Raw genomic sequence first — 18,907 nt, 5'->3', positions numbered from 1 at the left:
ATTACACTCCCTGCCCCATGAGATAGAAGATTGGGAAGATGATCACCCAGATCAGATCCACCATGTGCCAGAAGGCCGTGCCCGATTCCAGATTGTCTTCCGTGGGCCACAAGGCAATTATGCCAAGGATGATCAGGCCGAAGATGACATGGGCCAAGTGGAACCCTGTGACCAGATAGTAGAGCGTGTAGAAAGTGTTGGTCTCAACATTGAGGCCGAGGGCGAGCTTTTCTTTATACTCATAGATCTTGAGCGCCATGAACACGACGCCTAAAGCCCCTGCAGCCAGCAGAGACAGGCGTGCCTTTGCCACCTCTTTGACCTTGCCAAAGCGAACCGCAATGGCTGCAAACAGGCCGGAGGTGAGCAGGATGATGGTGTTGAGGGTTGCCAGTGGCACATTCAGGTGGGTGCGAGCCTCGCGGTAGATCTCGACATTGAGCAGTTCATTGCCCGCAAATGCCCAGAGCGCGCCGCCGAACACGAGGATTTCGCTGACAATCAGGATCCACATCATGGGATCGCCCGGCAGGTTTTCTAGTGCCCATGGAGAGACTGGCTGGCGGTAGACCCGCTCCGTGCTCTCTTCTTCGTTCTGGCAGATCTCGTCCATTACACCCTTCCAGCGGAAATTCCAGTTTTCTGCAGCTTAGAATGATTTGCAGCTGTCTTCCTTGTCCGAGCGCTAACAGTGTGATGTCTCGGCTATTTGATGGGCTGGGCAATGGTCTCTTCTACCCAGCTTTGCCAGGAACTGACAAAGGAGCTGGCAAGGCGTGAGAGCGGGCGCTGGTGCGGCACCACGATGGAATATCCGAACGGGACTGCGGGCTCAAACGGCAGGAAGACGATTTTTGAGGCATCTCCCCGGCTGCGCTGGTAACTGACGGCGCTAAGCACATCGACGATGGAGCAGATCTGTCCTGCCTCGACGAAATGAAAGAGGGGTAGGAAGTATTGGGTGTCGATGCGGATGTTGAGGCGTGCGCCCTGCGCCTGAAACGCTACCTTTGTGGCTTCATAAGTGGAATGGCTTGGCTGCAGCACACCCATAGGCATGCCGTCCAGATCCTTGGCCTGAATGACTTTTTTCTCTGCCAGAGGAGATGATTTGGGAACAGCGCAGACACAGGTACACGGGATTGTGGTGTTGTGGAACAGCTTTTCCTGCTCTGAGCCGACAGCGGCATCGCAGAAGCCGACTTGAAAGCTTTGGGCGGCGATGAGGTTGAGAATCTGCGGTGAGCTGCGGGTCGCGAGTGTGACTTTTACCTGCGGCTTGTCTGCAGTGAACTGGCTGATGAACTCTGGCAGCAGATAAGAGGATGGGCCCGGCATGGCGACGATGCCCAGAGAACCCTGCATCTGATCTCGCATGTTGCCGAGGTTCTGTTCGACGGTTTTAAGGCGGTCGAGAATGCCGGAGGCTTCTGAGAGAAGATAGTGAGCTTCGGGCACAGGAATCAGTCGCCGGCCTTCGCGGATGAACAGCGGCATATCCAGATCATCTTCCAGTGCTTTGAGCGAGGCACTCACCGCGGGCTGGGTGCGGTGTAGGTTGCGCGCGGCATGGCTGACGGAACCCGTTTTCATAATCTCGCGGAAAACCGCCAATTGCTGCAGATTCATGCGCCCCTCAATATATAAACAAAATCTATCATAACCATAATATTTCGAATTTGCTTTTATGCATAAGGCTATCCCACCATGACACAAATAATCAGAAATACGGATCATCTTTATTTGGGAACATCTACATTTGTTAGAGGGGGGATATCATGGGATTTTTCAGTAAGTTCGCGGGCGTAGCACTGGCCTGCACAATGATGAGTGGGGCTGCGGTTGCGCAGGACATCAAGTTTTTCCGCATCGGCACGGGCGGTGCTGGCGGCACCTACTTCCCGATTGGCGGCATCATTGCCAACGCCATTTCCAACCCACCGGGTTCTCGTCCGTGTGATCAAGGCGGTAACTGCGGTGTGCCAAATCTGGTGGCGATTGCTCAGTCCACCAACGCATCAGCGCACAATGTGAATGCAATTCAAGCGGGTCAGATGGAAGCTGGTCTGACGGGTGCTGCGACCCTGCACTTTGCTTATCACGGCAGCGGCAAATATGAGGGCAATGCCAAGCCAGACCTGCGCGTGATTGCAAACCTTTATCCTGAGGATCTGCATCTTGTGCTGCCTAAAGGCGGTGAACTGGCGAGCCTTGCGGACCTGAAGGGCAAACGCGTTGGTATTGCGCAGGCTGGGTCCGGCACTCAGATTGCTGTTGAGCTGATCCTTGCAGACCACGGCGTCAACCGTGACAATATTGATGAAGCCGAGCTGAACAATGCACAAAGTGCAGAACGAACGGCTGATGGTCAGCTGGATGCATATTTTTATGCAGCGGGTACTCCGGTTGCAGCGATGATCCAATTGGACAACACCAAGGGCATGGACCTTTATTCCTTTACCGATGAAGAGGTCGCGCAGGCCAACAAGACTGTTCCCTACTACATTCCGTCCACTATTCCGGCTGGCACCTATCCGGGCGTGACGCATGACACCAACACGGTGGCGGTGAGCGGCATGTTTGTGACCAATGCCAATATTGATGAAGAGCTGGTCTACGAGATCACCAAGGCGCTGTGGTCCAAAACAGCTCGCAAGCTGCTGGATAACGGCCATCCAAAGGGCAAAGTGATCACCATGAAGACCGCTCTGGACGGCATTGATGGCATTGGTGTGCCGCTGCATCCGGGCGCTGAGCGCTTCTACAAGGAAGTTGGTCTGCTCGACTAACAGCAGCAATACTCTGAGCAGCAGCGGGAGCTTTCTTCCGCTGTTGTTTGTTGCCACCGGTGGGTCTTCCTATGGCTTTGATGCGCGCCTTTTGCTTTTGAGCAGTTGAGCGCTGCCTGCCATGTGCCACCGCATGACACATCCCCATATCCCGGAGGGTTTCATGCCCCTGCAATCGCACCTTGATAACAAGGCTCTGGAAGAGCTGGAGAAAAAGTACGACTCGGCTCTGCACACCCGTGACAACGGACCTTTCCTGACCAAAGTGGTTTATTGGGCGACCATTGCGTATGCGCTCTATCACTTCTGGACTGCTGGGTTCGGCACGCCGGTTGACTACGTTCACATGGGCATTCACCTTGCCGGGCTCTATTTCTTTATCTTCCTCGCCTTTCCGTTTCTCAAATCAGATAGGGCCTATGCCAATATGCCTGGCAAGTTTCTGAGCTTTGGCAATGTGCCGCTGTTTGATTGGGTGATCATGGTTTTCGCCATGATGGGATCGCTCTATCTGTGGTTCAGCTGGCGCGGGTTTGACTTGTTTGGCTTCAATGTGTCCGAGCAGGCTTTGCGACAGGGCAATCCTGCCGGGCCAGACATCTTCTTCGGGACGATCATAATCCTGTCGGTTCTGGAGATCGCGCGGCGGACTATCGGCATCGTGTTGCCGCTGATCATTCTGGTGTTTATTGGCTACGCACTGCTCGGGCCTTACATTCCGATCCAGATCCTGAAACACCCGGGTGTGGATTGGCGCCAGTTCGTCAACAACATGTACTTCCCATTTGAAGGCATCTTTGGGGTGACGCTCTGGGTCGTCTCCACTGTTGTCTTCCACTTCGTTCTGTTTGGTGTTGTGGCGCAGCGCATGGGGCTTGGGCAGTTCTTTGTCGACAATGCCATGATCCTTGCCGGCCGTTACACCGGCGGTCCGGCGAAGGTTTCCGTTGTTTCCTCTGCCTTCTTTGGCACGATTTCCGGCTCTTCCATCGCCAATACGGTTTCAACTGGCTCTCTCACCATCCCGAACATGAAGAAGCTGGGTTATCCGGGCCATTTTGCGGGTGGTGTGGAAGCAGCGGCCAGTGCGGGTGGGCAGATTACGCCTCCGATCATGGGCGCTGCGAGCTTCCTGATGGCGGAGTATCTGGAGGTTCCTTACACAACAATCGTGATTGCTGCGATTGTCCCTGCCCTGATGCACTATATCGGCGTCATTTCCATCGTGCACTTCACTGCAAAACGCCTTGGGCTGGAAGCCTATCCTAAGGATCAGATTCCGCAGTTTATTCAGGTCTGGCGTGAGGGTTGGTTCACGGTTCTGCCGCTGATCGGGCTTCTGGTGGTGCTGTTCTCAGGCTACTCGCCCAACATGGCAGCATTCATCGGCATCTCGCTGTGTATCGTGGTGGGCTTTTGCGCAATCGATAAACCGCTGTCCTTGGCTGTGCCGTTGATGCTGCTTGGGTTTATCTTCTGGAAGGCTTCGCCTTACTCCGGCGAAGGGTTCTCCCCGACCATGGCTGGCGTTTTGGGTGCTCTGACCCTGCTGGGATGTCTGCATCGCAATGAGCGTCAGAGCTTCAAGGACCTGTTCGACAGCTGTCACGTGGGTGTTCAGTACGCTCTGGCCGTTGGCGCGGCCTCTGCCGCGGTTGGGATTGTGGTTGGTGTGATCAACACCACCGGCGTTGGGTTCCGTCTGGGCTTCATGGTCACCAACGGGGCTGCTGACATGGCCGCTTCTCTGGCGCCGCTGCTGGACTGGACCTCTCTTGAGGTGTTCGAGCAGTCTTCCATTCAGCAGTTCCTGTCGCTGGTGCTGATTGCCATTGCCTGCATCCTGATGGGTGCCGGACTGCCAACGACAGCGCTTTACATCATGCTGGTGGCGGTGGCGCAACCTGCGCTAGCGCAGCTCGGCGTACCTGCCCTCGCCACGCATATGTTCGTGCTCTATTACGGCGTTATCTCGGAGATCACACCACCAGTGTGCGCCTCGGCCTACGCGGCGGCTGGGATTGCGGGCGCTAATCCGTTCCGGACCGGTGTGAATGCGTTCACGCTGGGATTGGGCAAGCTGATGGTGCCGATGGTGTTTGTTTATGCACCGACCATGCTCATCGTACTGCCGGAGTACTTCACGTTGATGTCATTCCTGCAAGTGACACTGACCTGCGCGCTGGGTGTGTTTGCCATTGCCACTGCGGTTTCGGGTTACTTCATTGCTCCGCTCAATGGCATCTGGCGTGTCCTGATGGCAATTGGTGGTCTGATGCTGGTAGCGCCGAGCCTGGGCTCCGACATGGCCTCCCTTCTGGTGATCGCGCCGGTGTTGATCCAACAGTTTGCCAGCCAACGCACTTTGCAGGAAGCCACGCAATGACAGCACCTAATGTAACTGTTCTGGGTGCCGGCCTTGTCGGCATCTGCTCTGCACTGTCGCTGGCTGAAAAAGGCTTTCGCGTGCATATGGTTGACCGGGATGCTCCCGGTCAGGCCACCTCTGCGGGAAATGCGGGCATAATCTCACCGTGGTCCGTGGTGCCTCAATCCATGCCGGGTATCTGGAAGAAGGTGCCTGGCTGGTTGCTGGACCCACAAGGGCCGGTGAGCATCAAGCCCAGCTATCTGCCCCGTGTGGCGGCCTGGGGTCTGAGGTTTCTTTATGAGGGTCGACAGGATCGCATTCAGCCCATCAGCGATGCCATGTATGCGCTCAATCATGACTGCGTTGAGCTTTACCGGCATCATCTGGCGGGCACTGGCCATGAGCATCTGCTACAGGACAGTTGGTATGTGCATGCGTTCCGCGATGCTTCTCAGGTCAACCTGTCGTCGCCTGATTTTGCCATGCGCAAGGCGGTTGGGGCGGAGATTGAGCAGATTGGCGCTTCTGATCTGCGTGAGCTGGAGCCAGCCCTCACTCACGACTTCGAAGCTGCGGTTTTGATCAAGGGGCAAGCACGGGCTATTTCTCCCGGCAAGATTGGCGAAGTGCTAGCAGAAAAGCTTCTATCGATGGGTGGAACCATTGAGCAGGCCAAGGTGCTTAAAATCAGTCCGCAAGAGGACGGCAGCTGGACCTATGTGACTGAGCAAGGCGAGCAATCCACGCCCAAGCTTGTGCTTTCCATGGGGGTTTGGTCTGCGGAGCTTTTGAAGCCCCTCGGGATTAAGATTCCCATGGAAGCAGAACGCGGGTATCACGTTTCATTCGATAATCCCGGCGTTTTTCTGAGCCATTCCGTGATGGACATGGACATGAAATTCGTCGCCTCATCCATGGAAGAGGCCATCCGAGTTGCGGGAACGGCTGAGTTTGCCGGACTGGATGCGCCGATCAACCAAAAGCGATTGGATGCCTTGGTTACCCTGGCGAGCAAGCTGCTGCCTGATCTGAACACAACACAGATCAGCACATGGTCCGGTCAGCGGCCCAGCCTGCCAGACAGTTTGCCGTGCATCGGACAGATTGATGGTTTTCAGAACCTCATTGGCGCCTTCGGGCACAGCCATTACGGCCTGATGATGGCCCCTAAAACCGGAGGTCTGGTTGCGGACCTGATTGCCGGACTTACTCCAAACATCGACATGTCACCTTATCGCGTGACGCGCTACTGAAGGAAAATCTATGACCATTCATAGTGGCGGCCAAAACATCTGCGGCGTTTCAATTGGCGTTCTTTCCTTAGAGAGCTATTTTCCGAAACCTCCGGGACATATCAAGAATCCCTCCAGCCTGCCGTTTACGACGACCTATGAGATCCTTCATGGTTTGACCGTGCAGAAGCTGCTGGCTGATCCCTCTCCTGAGCTGCTGGAACCGATTATCAGCGCGGCGAAGCGGTTGGAGGATCAGGGTGTCCATGCGATCACCGGCTCCTGCGGGTTTCTGGCGATCTTTCAAAAAGAGATAGCTGAAGCGGTTTCCATCCCCGTGTTTGTGTCATCTCTCATTCAGGTGCCTCTGGCCTATCACATGACCAAGGCCCCTGTTGGCGTTATCACGGCCTCGGCTTCTTCTTTGACAGACAAGCATCTGGAAGGTGTTGGTGCCTCTGATGTGCCGATTGTGGTGCAAGGTCTGGATGAGGCGCCGGAGTTCTCCTCTGTAATCCTACGCGGTGAACGCACGCAGATGGATCTAGGCAAAGTGACGGGCGAGTTGTTGGCTGCTGCCGAAAGCATGGTGGAACGCTCACCGGAGATTGGTGCGATCGTGCTGGAATGTACAGACCTGCCACCCTATGCGCATCAGCTGCAGGCGAAGGTCAAGCGGCCCGTGTTTGACATCATCACCCTTGCGAGCATGGTGCACGCCACATCCCATCGCATGGCCTTTCCCGGCTTCATCTAGCCTCTTCCAACTGATCTTCATAGGACGGGAGTGGCGGTTCGATGTCATCGGTGCAGAGGTAAAGATCCTGCAGGTTGAGCAAGGGCATCGGGTTTTCCGTCAGGTTGGACATGATGTTGAGCACGAAGGTTAGTCTGGCATTGTTGCAGGACGGTTTGTGTATCTCTGCCCAGGTTGTAATGGATTTGGCAAGGTTCTTGATGATGTTCCCTTTCGGCTTGCCTTTCGTGGTTATGGTGATCGGGGTTGGTGGCAGGAGTGCGATTGGCAGATCAATCGGCTCTTCAGTCAGTCCCTCAGCCAGGTGATAGGCATAGCCGATGTTGAGCTGTAGGGTGACATCCCCGACGAACTCACCTTTGAACAGCTTGCAGAACAGATTGTTCAGATGCTCTGTCAGGCTGCATTTGCTCGGCTCTCCCTTCGGCTCATCCAGCCACGCGATGTTAAGCGGCTGATAGCTGGAGAGAGTTGGGTGGAACGGGTTTTTGAAAGTAGCTGTCGGCGTTCTGAAGACAAAGCTCTCGTTGATCTTGCCATAAATGTTGTTGTTTCGGGTCATGTACATGGAGGCGATGGCATCCTGTCGCGCCAGCACCTGCATCCCCGGTAGGATCACCTGCCGGTCATTGATGGACTGGGCGATGTCCTGCGTCAGGTAGGTGGTCTTCTTCTTTTTCTCCTGCGTGTAATAGTAGGTGTAGGTTTTCTTGCCCTTTTCGCAGGCTTTCGAGGCCAGATGGCTGGTCCATTCGGGGATTTCAACGGAAAGCTCTCCGGTGAGGCCTTTGAGGCTGTTGCAGTCTTCCAGAATGAGTTTGACCACCCATCGCTCTGCTGTGTCTTCGTTGTTTGAGGTGTAGGCCTGATTTTCCTCCAGAATGCTGAACTTGTAGCTCTCAGCCCCTTCCTTTGTTACCGGGGCTGCCAGCATGCTCAAGTTTCCAGCGGCTGAGGCTGCATCTATGATGTCCTCGTTGAGCTTGATGATCGCGGATAGGACGCTTGCTGCGTCCTCAATGGCCGCGTCGTCCTGCTTTGCCGCGCTGATGACGGGCACGTACTGGTCCAGTATGGCGTAGAGATTGTTTGCAACGGAAATGAACTGGGCCAGCTGCGCAAATGCATCGAGGAAACCGGCGAGTTCGTTTGCGGGTTTATCTTTGATGTTGAACTGGATCTGACCGTGGGCTTTGTCCTGCAAATAGTGGAAGTTCAGACCGTAGGTGTACTCATAATCCCATCTGGTGATTTTGCTCAGCTGCGTGGCCTTTTTATCGAAGGCCGGACCAGCTTGGGAGACCATGCGCGGGGTTTCGGGGAAGCTGCGCAGCAGGATTGGCAGTTTGAAGGTGCCCAGAGACTTTTCCAGCACCGGCGTGTCTTCGGCTGTGATTGGCGACAACCAACTGGACGCCTTATAACCCTCGATGTTTTTGACCGGGCTGATCTGGTGTTCCAGAGCCGTGACCTTGTAGCAAAGATCCAGACAGAGGCACTCTGTGGTCTCCCCCAGTTTCTCAGAGGCTTCCAGCAGGAATGTGAGGGGCTGTTCCTCGCCATGCTGAAGCTTCAGTTTTGGCGAGGTCATGGAGATCAGGCTGGAGAGTGTCTTGCTGGTTGCAGGGCTTGCTTTTTCCTCATCTTGCGGCGGGCAGTTTTTGATGCTGTTGAGGTTTATGTTGCCGTAAAGCTGCGGTGTTTCCTCATTTCCTTGCAATGGGATGCTCGCGTTCACATCCGCACCAAAAGAGATGGCTGCCTGTGTTGTGTAGAGATTGGAAAGCTCATTTAACAAGGACTGGCGGAAGGTTTCTTGCGCTGAGATCAGGCGAGTACTCGCTCCGTCCTGATAGATCGGCGCGAGCATGTTGGCCGTGATCCCGGCAAGGCTTTCCTTCTGTTCTGCCAGTTGCTCCATAAAGCCAGCGGGCTTCGACGTTCCATCTTTTACGGCCTGAGACTGCAGATGATGGTCGATGAACAGGATGGAGGATGAATACTTTGGCGAGAGCAGACCGTCGAAGAAGTCGAAGTATTGCTTGAGCCATACATCCATTTCCACGTTGGAGAATGTGCTTTTGACTGGCGTGCCTGTAAACTTGCCGGTTTCGTGATCAAAGTCATCAAGGCCGGTGTACGGATAGACGGTGGCACTGCGGGAGATCAGTGTGTTGCTGACTGGCAGTGGCGCGTAGAGTTCAGGCTGGCACTCATCAGTGATCCGGAATGAGATTGGATCACCCTCCTGACGCCCTACTCTGACCGCCCATGTGACGTTGGAAGACAGGCCCGCAGACGGGGCGTAGCGGTTGATGCCGGACGCGACCATCATCTGGAAGCCTGACCCCTGAATAGCTTTTGCAACACATTCTGCGAACTCTGCAAGGATATCCGGTTTGGGTTTCTTCGGCTCTGTATCAGACCGTTTGGGCGCGGAGACATTGGTTTTAATGGCGATTGTGTTAGCCACTGAACGCGCCAGCGGGTCCGCTGCATAGTCTCCAACCGCGATGCCATGGGTGCGTTTGAATATGAGCTTTGTCACCAGCTCGAAAACCTGATCAGTACGGACATCCGCAAGCGCCATTGTGACCGGAAGTTTCAAAGATGGAATGATTGGTTTGGGGTCTGCTTCGCTCCCTTCCGCAGCACTGTGTTCCTGAAGGAACTTTTGAATATGCTGCCACCAGCCTATGAGTTGCTTCAGTTCGCTGGCTGTCAGCGCATAAGTTTCGCTTACCAGTGACGTGTCGACCTCCACTTCAAACCCGTTGGGGTCTTCAAACTGAGCCAGCAAATCTTCCACGATGATCAGAGCTGAGCGTGCACGTTGCTGGGCAATGGAAGGGTTCTGACCCTTGTGTGGAATGAAGGGGCTGGTATCGAAGCTGAAAGAGACCATGAGCGTGAAGGTCTTTTCAGGATCTTTGCTCACGGCAACAGTCCAACTGGCAGATGTGGAAGGCCATTGGGAGAGCGGGATGATCTGATCTGTGTAGCCTTGCAGAGCGGGCTTGTTGCTGAGCTTTCCGGCTGGATCGGCGTAATCATCTAGGGTGGAAAGGATGGTGTTGCCGTAATAATCGTTCCAGCCAAGTTTGGTTTGCAGCAGTCTGCCGTTTGCAATGTAGGGATTGAGCGGCTTGTCCTTTCCTTTATCTTTCACAAGCCCTAGATAAGAAATTGCGCCATGATACTGTTCTGCATCGCCAGTTGATGCTTCCAGTACACACCTGACTTTGTTTTCATCCGGTGATGTGGACTTGCCAGAGGCACCGATGGGAAGTCCCATATTGCTCGATTTAAAGTCCTGATTTTCTGTCACCCGATAAGCCAGCAGGCTGTAGTTGTTGAGGAGCAGAGCCTTGGCGTAGTCCGAGCCGGTGTCACCTGATGGGATTGGCTGCGGTTTGGCTCGCTTTGCGTTGAGGGACTGAACACCGGGATGCTCGCCCGGCTGCACCGACAGTGGGCCCGCACGGGTGGTGAGGGTTTGGCCTGTTACCAGAAGATCTTTCTGCTCTGCATTGCTGACGGCAATCACAATTGGCTCTGTGCCAAAGTATTTTGCGATTTTCTTTAGGTCTGTCAGTTTGATCAGATCGTTGCTGAGGGTTTTCGCGGCAATGGTCAGTTCAATGGCGGGCAGTCGCAAAGGTGTGCCTGCGAGTAGATTTTCGTCTTTCAGGCTCAGGTTGATTTGCTTGAGTTGATCGACGGTTGTGCCAAAGCGCAGGGCAATGCTGGCAAAGGAGACTCCGGGCGCACTGGTGCTTTGCGGGACCATGTAAGTGCCCTGCTCTATGAGGATTGTTTTGCCTTGGACTAGCTTAATCTCAGCGCTTTCTGACGATAGAGAATTGGCGATGAGTGAATTGAGGTTGGAGTGGTAGAGCCGAACGATGCTTGCCAGTGTATCGCCCTGTTGCACGGTATGTTCAACCAGTTCCCCTTTGGCCGAAGCTGTCAGTGAAGCCTCAGAACTAGCCAGCGGCTGTGCTGTTGCCAGGCCGTTGATGTACGGATGCAGGTGTTGCTGGTCCTCGTGAATGATCACGAGCGTTAGCGTGGCCTCGCCCTTTTCGTTGAAGATGCTTGACGGGAGGCCCGACTCTCCATCATCAGCGGTGTAGTAGAGGTAGAACCCGCCTGAGTTGGTGATGCCTGCTTCCCACAGCAGTTTTACAAGGTTCATGGGTGTGTTGAGCAGCGTTGGGCCTGTGGTTTGCCTGCTCTCTTGGAGGAAAAGCTCGCCGCCCGGGTTTGTGACAGTTGAAAGGTTCGTCTTCGAGACGCCAAAGGTGACGTTGCTGCCGCCCTCGCCGACAAAATGTGTTCCGCTGCTTTGAGAGCCTGTGGTGTAGCCGAGGGTGATGGAGGTGAAGCTGTGGTCATCAGGCAGCGATTGCAGCATGCGCTCCAGCACTACAGTGCCAGATGAGCTGACACCGTTCAGTTCATAGGTTGTTTTCAGCGCATTGTCTGATGCCCCGTTAGCTTCATTGCCCGACTTCTTGTGCTGTTGAGGCAGTTTTTTGATGGAGAACTCGATGGTTGATGTCCAGCCGAAGTTCACCAGTGGTGTTTTGATTGTCTTACCAGTGGCCGCATCCTGAGCGGCCTGCTCGACGATCATGCGCGGTGGTAGCGCATCACCATCCTGCGCTCCCAGTGCTGTCAATGCTCCTGAGAGTGTCCAGAGGCGTAGGTACTGGGAGTTGGATTTCTGTGTGCTGGAGCTGGAAGGAACCGGGATTGGCTCTGCGCTCTGCCAGTTGATGTAATGCGGGATTGGGAATGCGCTTGGCTGCTGATCAACACTTGCAAGCAGAGAAAGCTGACAGGGTCCTGCTGGCAGATACCCTTTTGCACCGCATTTGATTATCGCTTCAATGCGCTCATAGTCTTTGCTGGGTTTTTCTTCATCCTTCGGCACTACCACCGGATACTTCAGCGGGTTTGTATCGTTGCCGAGTGTGATCCAATCGGCATCCTCAGGCTTGCCGAGCAGCATGGAGAATGAGGTGGTGAGCGGTGTTGGGATGGGGATCTGCTGCCCTGAAAGGGCAAACAAACCAGCTTCTGCAGGCAGGGTGAGTTTTCCGGCCTTATCCATTTGAACCCACATGCCTTCTGTCAGTGGTGTGATGCCTTCTTTTAGCGATGCGATGTTTTTTGTGGGCAGACGCATGCCGTGGAAGTAATAGCGCGAAGCCATTCCCGATAGATGGGTTATGCCGCCTGTGCGCTGCACTTCCTTGATGAGTTCGCCCACACAGAACTGCGGCAGATGCGCGATGCTGAGGCTGCTTGAAGAGCCACTAGAAGGTACGACGAACAGGTCTGTGATGGTTCCATTTGCTGGCAGAGCGAGTGCTTCGGCCTTTGTCTCAAACTTCTGAGCGACTGAAGAGAGCGTATCGGCGTCGCCTGTCTTATGCGTGAACTCAGGCAGTTGCAATGTTGTGCCAGCCACAAGCAGGTTCTGCTGGGTGGGGATTGAGCTGTTGGTGCTCAGCTCTTCCAGTGAAATTCCCAGAGCCTTGGCAACTGAACAGAAGGTTTCAGCGCCTGAGGTTGTGTGGGTGGTTTTGGTGCCATCAGATGCAGTGTAGGTGATCTTCTCACCATTGATCAGCAGACCAGCGACTTTTTTGTTTTTACAGATGAGGTCAGCGATTTTGACCACCGCGTTCAGCTGGTTCTTTTCAGCAAGCTCTTTGAGGGTTTTGCCTGCAGGCACCACCAATGATGCGGTTGGGATTGTAAGCTCAACATTGCTTGTCAGCGGGTGGGTTCCGTTGGTCTTGAAAAGATCCGCAAGCGTGTAACCGCTTCCACTTTTGCCTTTCACCCAAGCCACGATGCCGTCTGGTGTTTCGCCTGAAGCAAGCGGATAGTTGAAGTCGCGCAAACCATCCAGAAGACTTTGCATCATCTGCTTCATGAGCAGCATGAAGTAGTTCTGATAAATGTATGATGCAATTGATATTTGCACGTTTTCTGATTTGGTTTCAGAAGGATCTTTCCGGCTCTCTTTCTCCACCTGAACGGCTAATTGGTTAAAGTAATTTGTTAAGTCCTGCAGATAGTTGGGGCTGATTTTGTTGAACTCGGCAAAGCTGTAAGAGAGCGTGGTTTTGTCGCCCACTTTCAGAGCAAGACTGAGGTCCGGCACCATCGGGAAATAAGTGGCCTGTGCCTCACCAGTCCTTGCTGGCACCGCAATATCCAACTGGAACTGTTGCTGAAGGAACTTCGAGATATCGCTTTCGGTGAGCGCATCAGATGAGGTTTCCAGAGTGCTCAGGCCATCCAGAATAAAGTTGATCTCAACCGCGCTGATGGGGTGACTATCGACCTCTTTTGCCGTCACCTCTTCATCACCCATCGTGGCTGCGATCAGCCACCGCGTGGTCATCTTTGCCAGAGCTTCAAAGGCCGTATCGGGCTGCGCACCAGAGGCTTTCTCAAAGAGCTCGGTGTCCTGTGGTTTTGCTGGTGCTGGCGCTTCAATGAACAGATTGGCCACGTAGCATGGCAGTTGTGGTGGGCGACCTTGCTCTGCTGACGACCAGTTTTCATCTTTGGCCAGCGTCAAACCGTAGCCCAGATGGATCTCCAGAGGGTTCTTTGAAGGATCTGAGGCTGCTCTCAGATTGGACCAATTGAACTCTATGGGTACGGCTTCATAGCCAGCTGGTAGCATCGGGAAGCGACTGTAAAGAGCCAGACGCTCTGCCAGCGGTGATGCTAACAGACCTTCGTGGCTTTCTGAATGATCCAGCCACGGTGCGTCTTTTGGGTTCTGAAGTGCGCCTAATGTGAAGGTGGTGTGCACATGGGCGGAGAAGCTGAAGCTTACTTTGATGGTGAACAGGCCGAGATCGATGCTTGCAGAGGCACTAACGTCCACTTTAGCTGCGACGGTGATCGGGATTGGCTCGTAGGACGCAAGCTTGATCTGCGCGCTGACCTCAATCCTGATGTTCACAGAGGCTTTGATGACGGCGAAGTCAATGGAACCGTAGAGTTTGCCGATAATGCCAAAGGTACCGGTGAGCGAGAAGAAGTACTCCCCCTGCAAGGACAATGCGTTGCTGCTGTCGGTGTGTTTGTCATCATACGCATTCCATTTGGCCAGAATGCCTTGCAGAATGCCGAAAGCAGTGAGACTGAAACCTGCTTTCAAAATGCCCATCTCGAAGGACTTCCCGAGCCCCAGCTGTGCTCCGAAACCGAAGACCAGATTGGGATTGAAAAATCCATTTTTCGATACAGGCAAGCCTTTCACGGAGGCGGCTGGCAGCTTACCGAAATAGAACCCACCACCGCCTTTGACCGGGATGCCCGGAGGCACGATGGCCTCAACGGAAAAAGACTGCGAGAAATTGTTGTTCCACGGAAAGCCCACATCGATCTGGAAGTCTCCGTTGGTGTAGACTTCAATGCCAAACGTGGGCAGCGTGATGGTGACGGCCCCCACATCAATGCGGCGCATAATCTCCGGCAGTTCGATGGAGGCAGAGAACTTGCCAAGCCCTTCTGAGACCTTCTTGTAGATCACCTGAAAGTCGAGGCCAGAGAACACTTTGGCTGCTTTGCCGCTGCACGCGATACGCAAGGCGTAGAGACTAGGGTCAGTCAGGACAACTTGCAGCGTGAACGCATACTGAGCACCGCCCTTCTCCAACTCTCCCCAATGCTCCTGCCCAAGCTCTTTGCTGGAGTCGATACGTAAAACACCAAAGTCCGTGGCGAACAGCCAGTTGATATTGCCGTCAAAGCCAATATCCGGGACCTTGTCTGCAGATGGTTCAGGAAGGCAGCCAAGAATATCAACAGCTTGCTGCACCGTATTGACCTGCTGCAGCCCTTTGACATTCATATGCTGACCACCTGCCAGAAGCCTCAGATCCAGATACTTGTTTCCTGCTCCGCCGGGGCTTGGGGTTGTTGAGGGTTGGTCGGCGCGCCACTTAGGTTTCGCACTTTTTTCCAAACTGTGAACCGACCAAAGGAAATCACCATCCAACTCGACCCAGACACCAGAATTCCTATTATAACTCAGAGAGATACCTTTAACTGAGGCAAATACCAGATCGATAGGTCCGATATCAATCTTGAAGCACACTTTCTCGTTCTTGAGATCCCAGGTGAGTTCAAGGTCAGAGAGTTTTACGTCATTGAGCAGGTCAAACGGTGCGGCAAGGCCAAATCTGGCGCCTGTCATCCATTCGACAAAGGTTTCAATAATGCCACCAAGAGTGGTTGCCTGCGTGAACTTAATCTTGGCAATCTGCTGCTCGTTGACCTCAGCCCTCAAGGCGCCCCATTGAATGCCAAAGGAGGACTTCTTTTTTCCGTACTGGTAGAAGGCTGTCAGGTCGATTTTGTTCCAGACAATATCAGCTGTCAGCAAGGCATACTGATTGTCGTTGGAGGTTTTTTCGAAGCAGGCTAGTGAACGAGCAGATTCCAGAAAAACGATCTCATCCTGTTCGTTCAACACAGGAATGCGAGCTTTGTTGACGGCTAGCGATAGTTCATTACCACCAGAGTTGCCGATCTTTGCGGTGAAAGTGACGTTTTCAGGCAGCCAACTGACTTTTTTCTTGCCTTTATTTAAAAAGTTGACTGTGCCGCCAAACTCGTAGCTGGAAGCAGTTTTTCCGCTACCCGTTGAGAACGTAACATTCAGGCCAGTAACATCCAGATCGAACTTATCGGTTGCCCAGCCACTACCGAGATAGGCTGCAATGATCTGGCTGACCTTTATGGATGTGTCGCCCTGCTCTCCTGTAAAGGTCCAGAGATGGTTTTGCGTATCGAAGGTTGCTGAGACACTCACCGGCACTGGCTTTACGCCTGACAGCCCCTCAAACAGCATTGTGGAGGCTTTTATGGTGCCTGTGGAGTTGTTTCCGATGCCTTTGACATCAATATAGATGTCCTTCAGCTGAAAGTTTGCCGGGGCCAGAGAGATCTTCCAGCTTTCCAGATCCACCCCAACCTGTACCGCGTATGTGCTGCTGCTTTTGCTTTGTCCCGGGGTGTACTCCAGAGACAGGTTCGCGATATCCGCCCCCACGTTGAGGTGATAGCCTTTCGGCAGCAGTGCATCGACAAGATCTTCGACCGGTAAGCTTGGCCCCTCCGGATTCAATGTTGCAGTGACTGTGGTTTGCGGATAGGTGGCGGAAACATTGAGCGTTGGCGGGTTCTTGCTTGTTCCAATCACGGCTTGTGTAGAGGCGCCCCAACTGACCTTGCGACTTCCTGTCGGTTGCTGTGCGGTCACATCAAAGCTCAGATCCTTGATGCTCAGCCCACCAAACAAGTCCCATTCCTTGTTATCTTTCAGAGAAATCTGGAAACTCTCGATGGTCTTCTTGGTTGAATCGTAGTTGAACCGCAGTCCGTCGATGTTTAGCTGGTTCAGATCGGCGAGTTCTGACGGGATTGAGTTAGCAAAGTTCATGCCCCCAATGAGAGTGAACACAGCATTCAAAGATGGTGCGGCTTCGTTGGCGAACGCCCCCTGCACCACCATCTTGTTGCTGGCTGAGCTTGGGAAGTTCATCTGGAACGGAACCAGCGTTTCACCAAGTTCTACAGATGTTTGCACGCCGCCAGTCAGTCTTGCACCATTGCTTGAGAACTCCGCGAACAAGCCTGTATTTTCCAGCGCGAACCATTCCACACCGGGCAGCGAGAGTTTTTGCAGGTCGACTTCCAGGCGGACCTTGTAGTTTTGGCCAGCTTTCTTCGTGGCACGGCCTACGCTGGAGACGGTGAGCCTGACTGTGAGTTCTGTGCCGAGAAAATCGGAGGTCTTTCCTGTGACGATGATTTGGCTGAGCTTTTTTGCCCGATAGACCGGTTTTATGGAGACCGGATCTTTTGCAGAGCCTATATTGAGAGCGCCTCCCCCTAAGATGCTCATGAGGAACTGGTGAAATGGGCCCTCTTTCACAACGTCAGGGATGAGCGATAGCTTGCCGTCCTTCGTAGCCTCATGAAGAGTTTCTTTCAGCTGGCTCAGATCGGAGAAGATGCTCTCTTTCATTTTTATGAGCGCAATTCTGGCAGTAAGAAAGCCAAGTGCTTGCAGCAGCTTATCATTTTGCGGCGCGATATAGTACTGTTTGAGGCCGCCAAAGTATTCGAAATACGCGCCTTTTCCGGATCTGAACTGTGTGGTGATCTCAGCAATCGATTGGGCGAGCTCGTTTGGCGGCATGGAGGCTTTGAAGCCCTCCTGAAACGCAGAAAGTCCCAGGGCGATCTGGTTCTTAGAGATATCGAGTAGCGCTGCAGTGGTTGGTGTGGTGCTGCTGGCTGCTTTTCCGCTGCCGTTTCCGAAGGTGCTAGGGTACGGGTTTACAGCGAAACCAGTCAGCTTGAAGAAAGGCTTGCCCAGATTTACTGCAAGGTTGGCAGTCTTGGTACCCTGCAAAACGCCGGGCAAAGTGGCTACGGCATACAGATGATTGAGCGCTTCCGGCGGCAAGCCTTGCAGCGTGGTGACGACAGTAGAACCGGGCTTCAACTTGCTCAGGAACGCTTTACCAGCTGCGCCGGATAGATCCTTGTTCAAATAGATCCCGGTGCCTGAGCCTGAGGTATTTTTGAAGAGTTGTTGCGCTTTGCAGTAAGCACTCACATTCTTTGTCAGCTCATCGGTTTTGCTCGTTGTGCTTTGATTGGACGTGCTTTTTTCCGGAAAGTATCGCACCAGTGTTTGCCATGTGGAGCTGGAGAGATCATCCAGAATGGCGATGACAACTGGCTTTTTAGAAAATGCCTTTTGCTTTTGCAGTAAAGTCGCGGCAGCGATGAGCTCAAACGCGATCCCTTCTGCGCTGCCAACTAGAGAGGTTTTATCTCTTGAGGAGCTGGGCAAACTTGCGACTGGGAAAAACTCAATGCCGCTTTGTGCAGACTTCCCAATGGCATTTGCGATGTTCTGAGCAGCACTTAAGGCCTTTTTGTTGGCATTCGGGATTTTCTGAAGTACTGTCCAGTTGGGTTTGGCAGACAGATCCTGTTTGAAACTGCGATAAGCGAACTGATCGCCTTGTAGGACGAGCTGGTCATCCAGATTTATGGAGCGTTTCAGGCCCGGAAGGATGATTTTTGAGTTGCTTGCGCTGTTTTCGGCTGTCCAGAGATAGGGTTGCAGCAGGACGAAGTAGTCGCATTTTACGGCTGTTGCGATGCTGGTGTTGTCTATGTTGGGAATGTCACCTCCGCCGCACAGGCAGAGAGGCATTTTGCCGGTCAGGCCGCGCACCTGGCGATGGGTGATCTCACCGACGGTTGTTTCTTCATAGGCGAAGAATGTGATTGTGATGCCGTTTAATGTGTAGGGGGCGCGGGTTGCAGGGTCAAAACCAGGGAGCAGTTCGGCAAGTTCTTGCAGCAGTGTTTTCTGGGCGCTGTTGTAGATCAGCTCGACATCCATTTGAAATCCAAGGGAAATCATTGAGCGTAGCATGTTGATTGTGTTTGCGACGCTGCCGGATCTCTCATCCTGCCATACGAAATATCGTAGCTTCTTGCCCTTCAGAACTCCTATGAGTTTGCTGATGATATTGCTGGAAAGTGAGGTGTTCAGGTCATCGGCGGCCGACATGAACTGCTGGATCAGGCTGGTGAGATCGGAAGACAGGGCTTCGTCCTGCGGCAGGACGGCGGGCTCGAAGGGTTCGATTGGGCTGTGCTCATTCATCTTCCTGCACCACTGATGATT

Annotated in this window: 7 protein-coding genes; 4 read left to right on the top strand and 3 right to left on the bottom strand. The window is 53.6% G+C overall.

Annotation, left to right across the window (positions count from 1 at the left end):
* Window position 1: 1 nt before the first annotated feature.
* Entirely contained in the window at window positions 2-613 is a 612-nt protein-coding gene (locus AC3CB2_RS04940) for a cytochrome c oxidase subunit 3 (protein ID WP_352930465.1), read from the bottom strand.
* A 92-nt stretch (window positions 614-705) separates the two neighbouring features.
* A complete protein-coding gene (locus AC3CB2_RS04935; RefSeq protein ID WP_352930467.1) occupies window positions 706-1,629 on the bottom strand; it encodes a LysR family transcriptional regulator in 924 nt (307 codons plus the stop codon).
* 149 nt (window positions 1,630-1,778) lie between these two features.
* On the opposite strand from AC3CB2_RS04935, the gene AC3CB2_RS04930 reads away from it, so the two are divergent.
* The 4 genes from AC3CB2_RS04930 (at window position 1,779) to AC3CB2_RS04915 (ending at window position 7,149) form a co-directional block, all read left to right on the top strand.
* Window positions 1,779-2,789, top strand: coding sequence for a TAXI family TRAP transporter solute-binding subunit (locus tag AC3CB2_RS04930; protein WP_008546398.1), 1,011 nt, complete (start codon window positions 1,779-1,781; stop codon window positions 2,787-2,789).
* Window positions 2,790-2,952: 163 nt separating this feature from the next.
* Window positions 2,953-5,175 (top strand): TRAP transporter permease, encoded by a 2,223-nt coding sequence (locus AC3CB2_RS04925; protein WP_352930469.1) that lies wholly within the window; start codon window positions 2,953-2,955, stop codon window positions 5,173-5,175.
* Window positions 5,172-6,413 carry an NAD(P)/FAD-dependent oxidoreductase gene (locus AC3CB2_RS04920; protein ID WP_352930471.1) on the top strand — a complete coding sequence of 414 codons (1,242 nt, stop codon included), beginning with the start codon at window positions 5,172-5,174 and terminating at the stop codon, window positions 6,411-6,413. Before AC3CB2_RS04925 ends, AC3CB2_RS04920 begins: the two co-directional genes overlap by 4 nt.
* Window positions 6,414-6,423: 10 nt before the next feature.
* Window positions 6,424-7,149, top strand: a complete 726-nt coding sequence (locus AC3CB2_RS04915; RefSeq protein WP_352930473.1) for an aspartate/glutamate racemase family protein — start codon at window positions 6,424-6,426, stop codon at window positions 7,147-7,149.
* On the opposite strand, the gene AC3CB2_RS04910 is transcribed toward AC3CB2_RS04915, so the two are convergent.
* A complete protein-coding gene (locus AC3CB2_RS04910) occupies window positions 7,142-18,886 on the bottom strand; it encodes a LysM peptidoglycan-binding domain-containing protein (RefSeq protein ID WP_352930475.1) in 11,745 nt (3,914 codons plus the stop codon). The genes AC3CB2_RS04915 and AC3CB2_RS04910 overlap by 8 nt on opposite strands.
* Window positions 18,887-18,907: the final 21 nt, after the last annotated feature.

It is taken from the genome of Pseudovibrio sp. SCP20, assembly GCF_057774105.1.
Note: the sequence above shows the minus strand (reverse complement) of the source record. Positions and strands in the feature narration are given on the sequence as shown.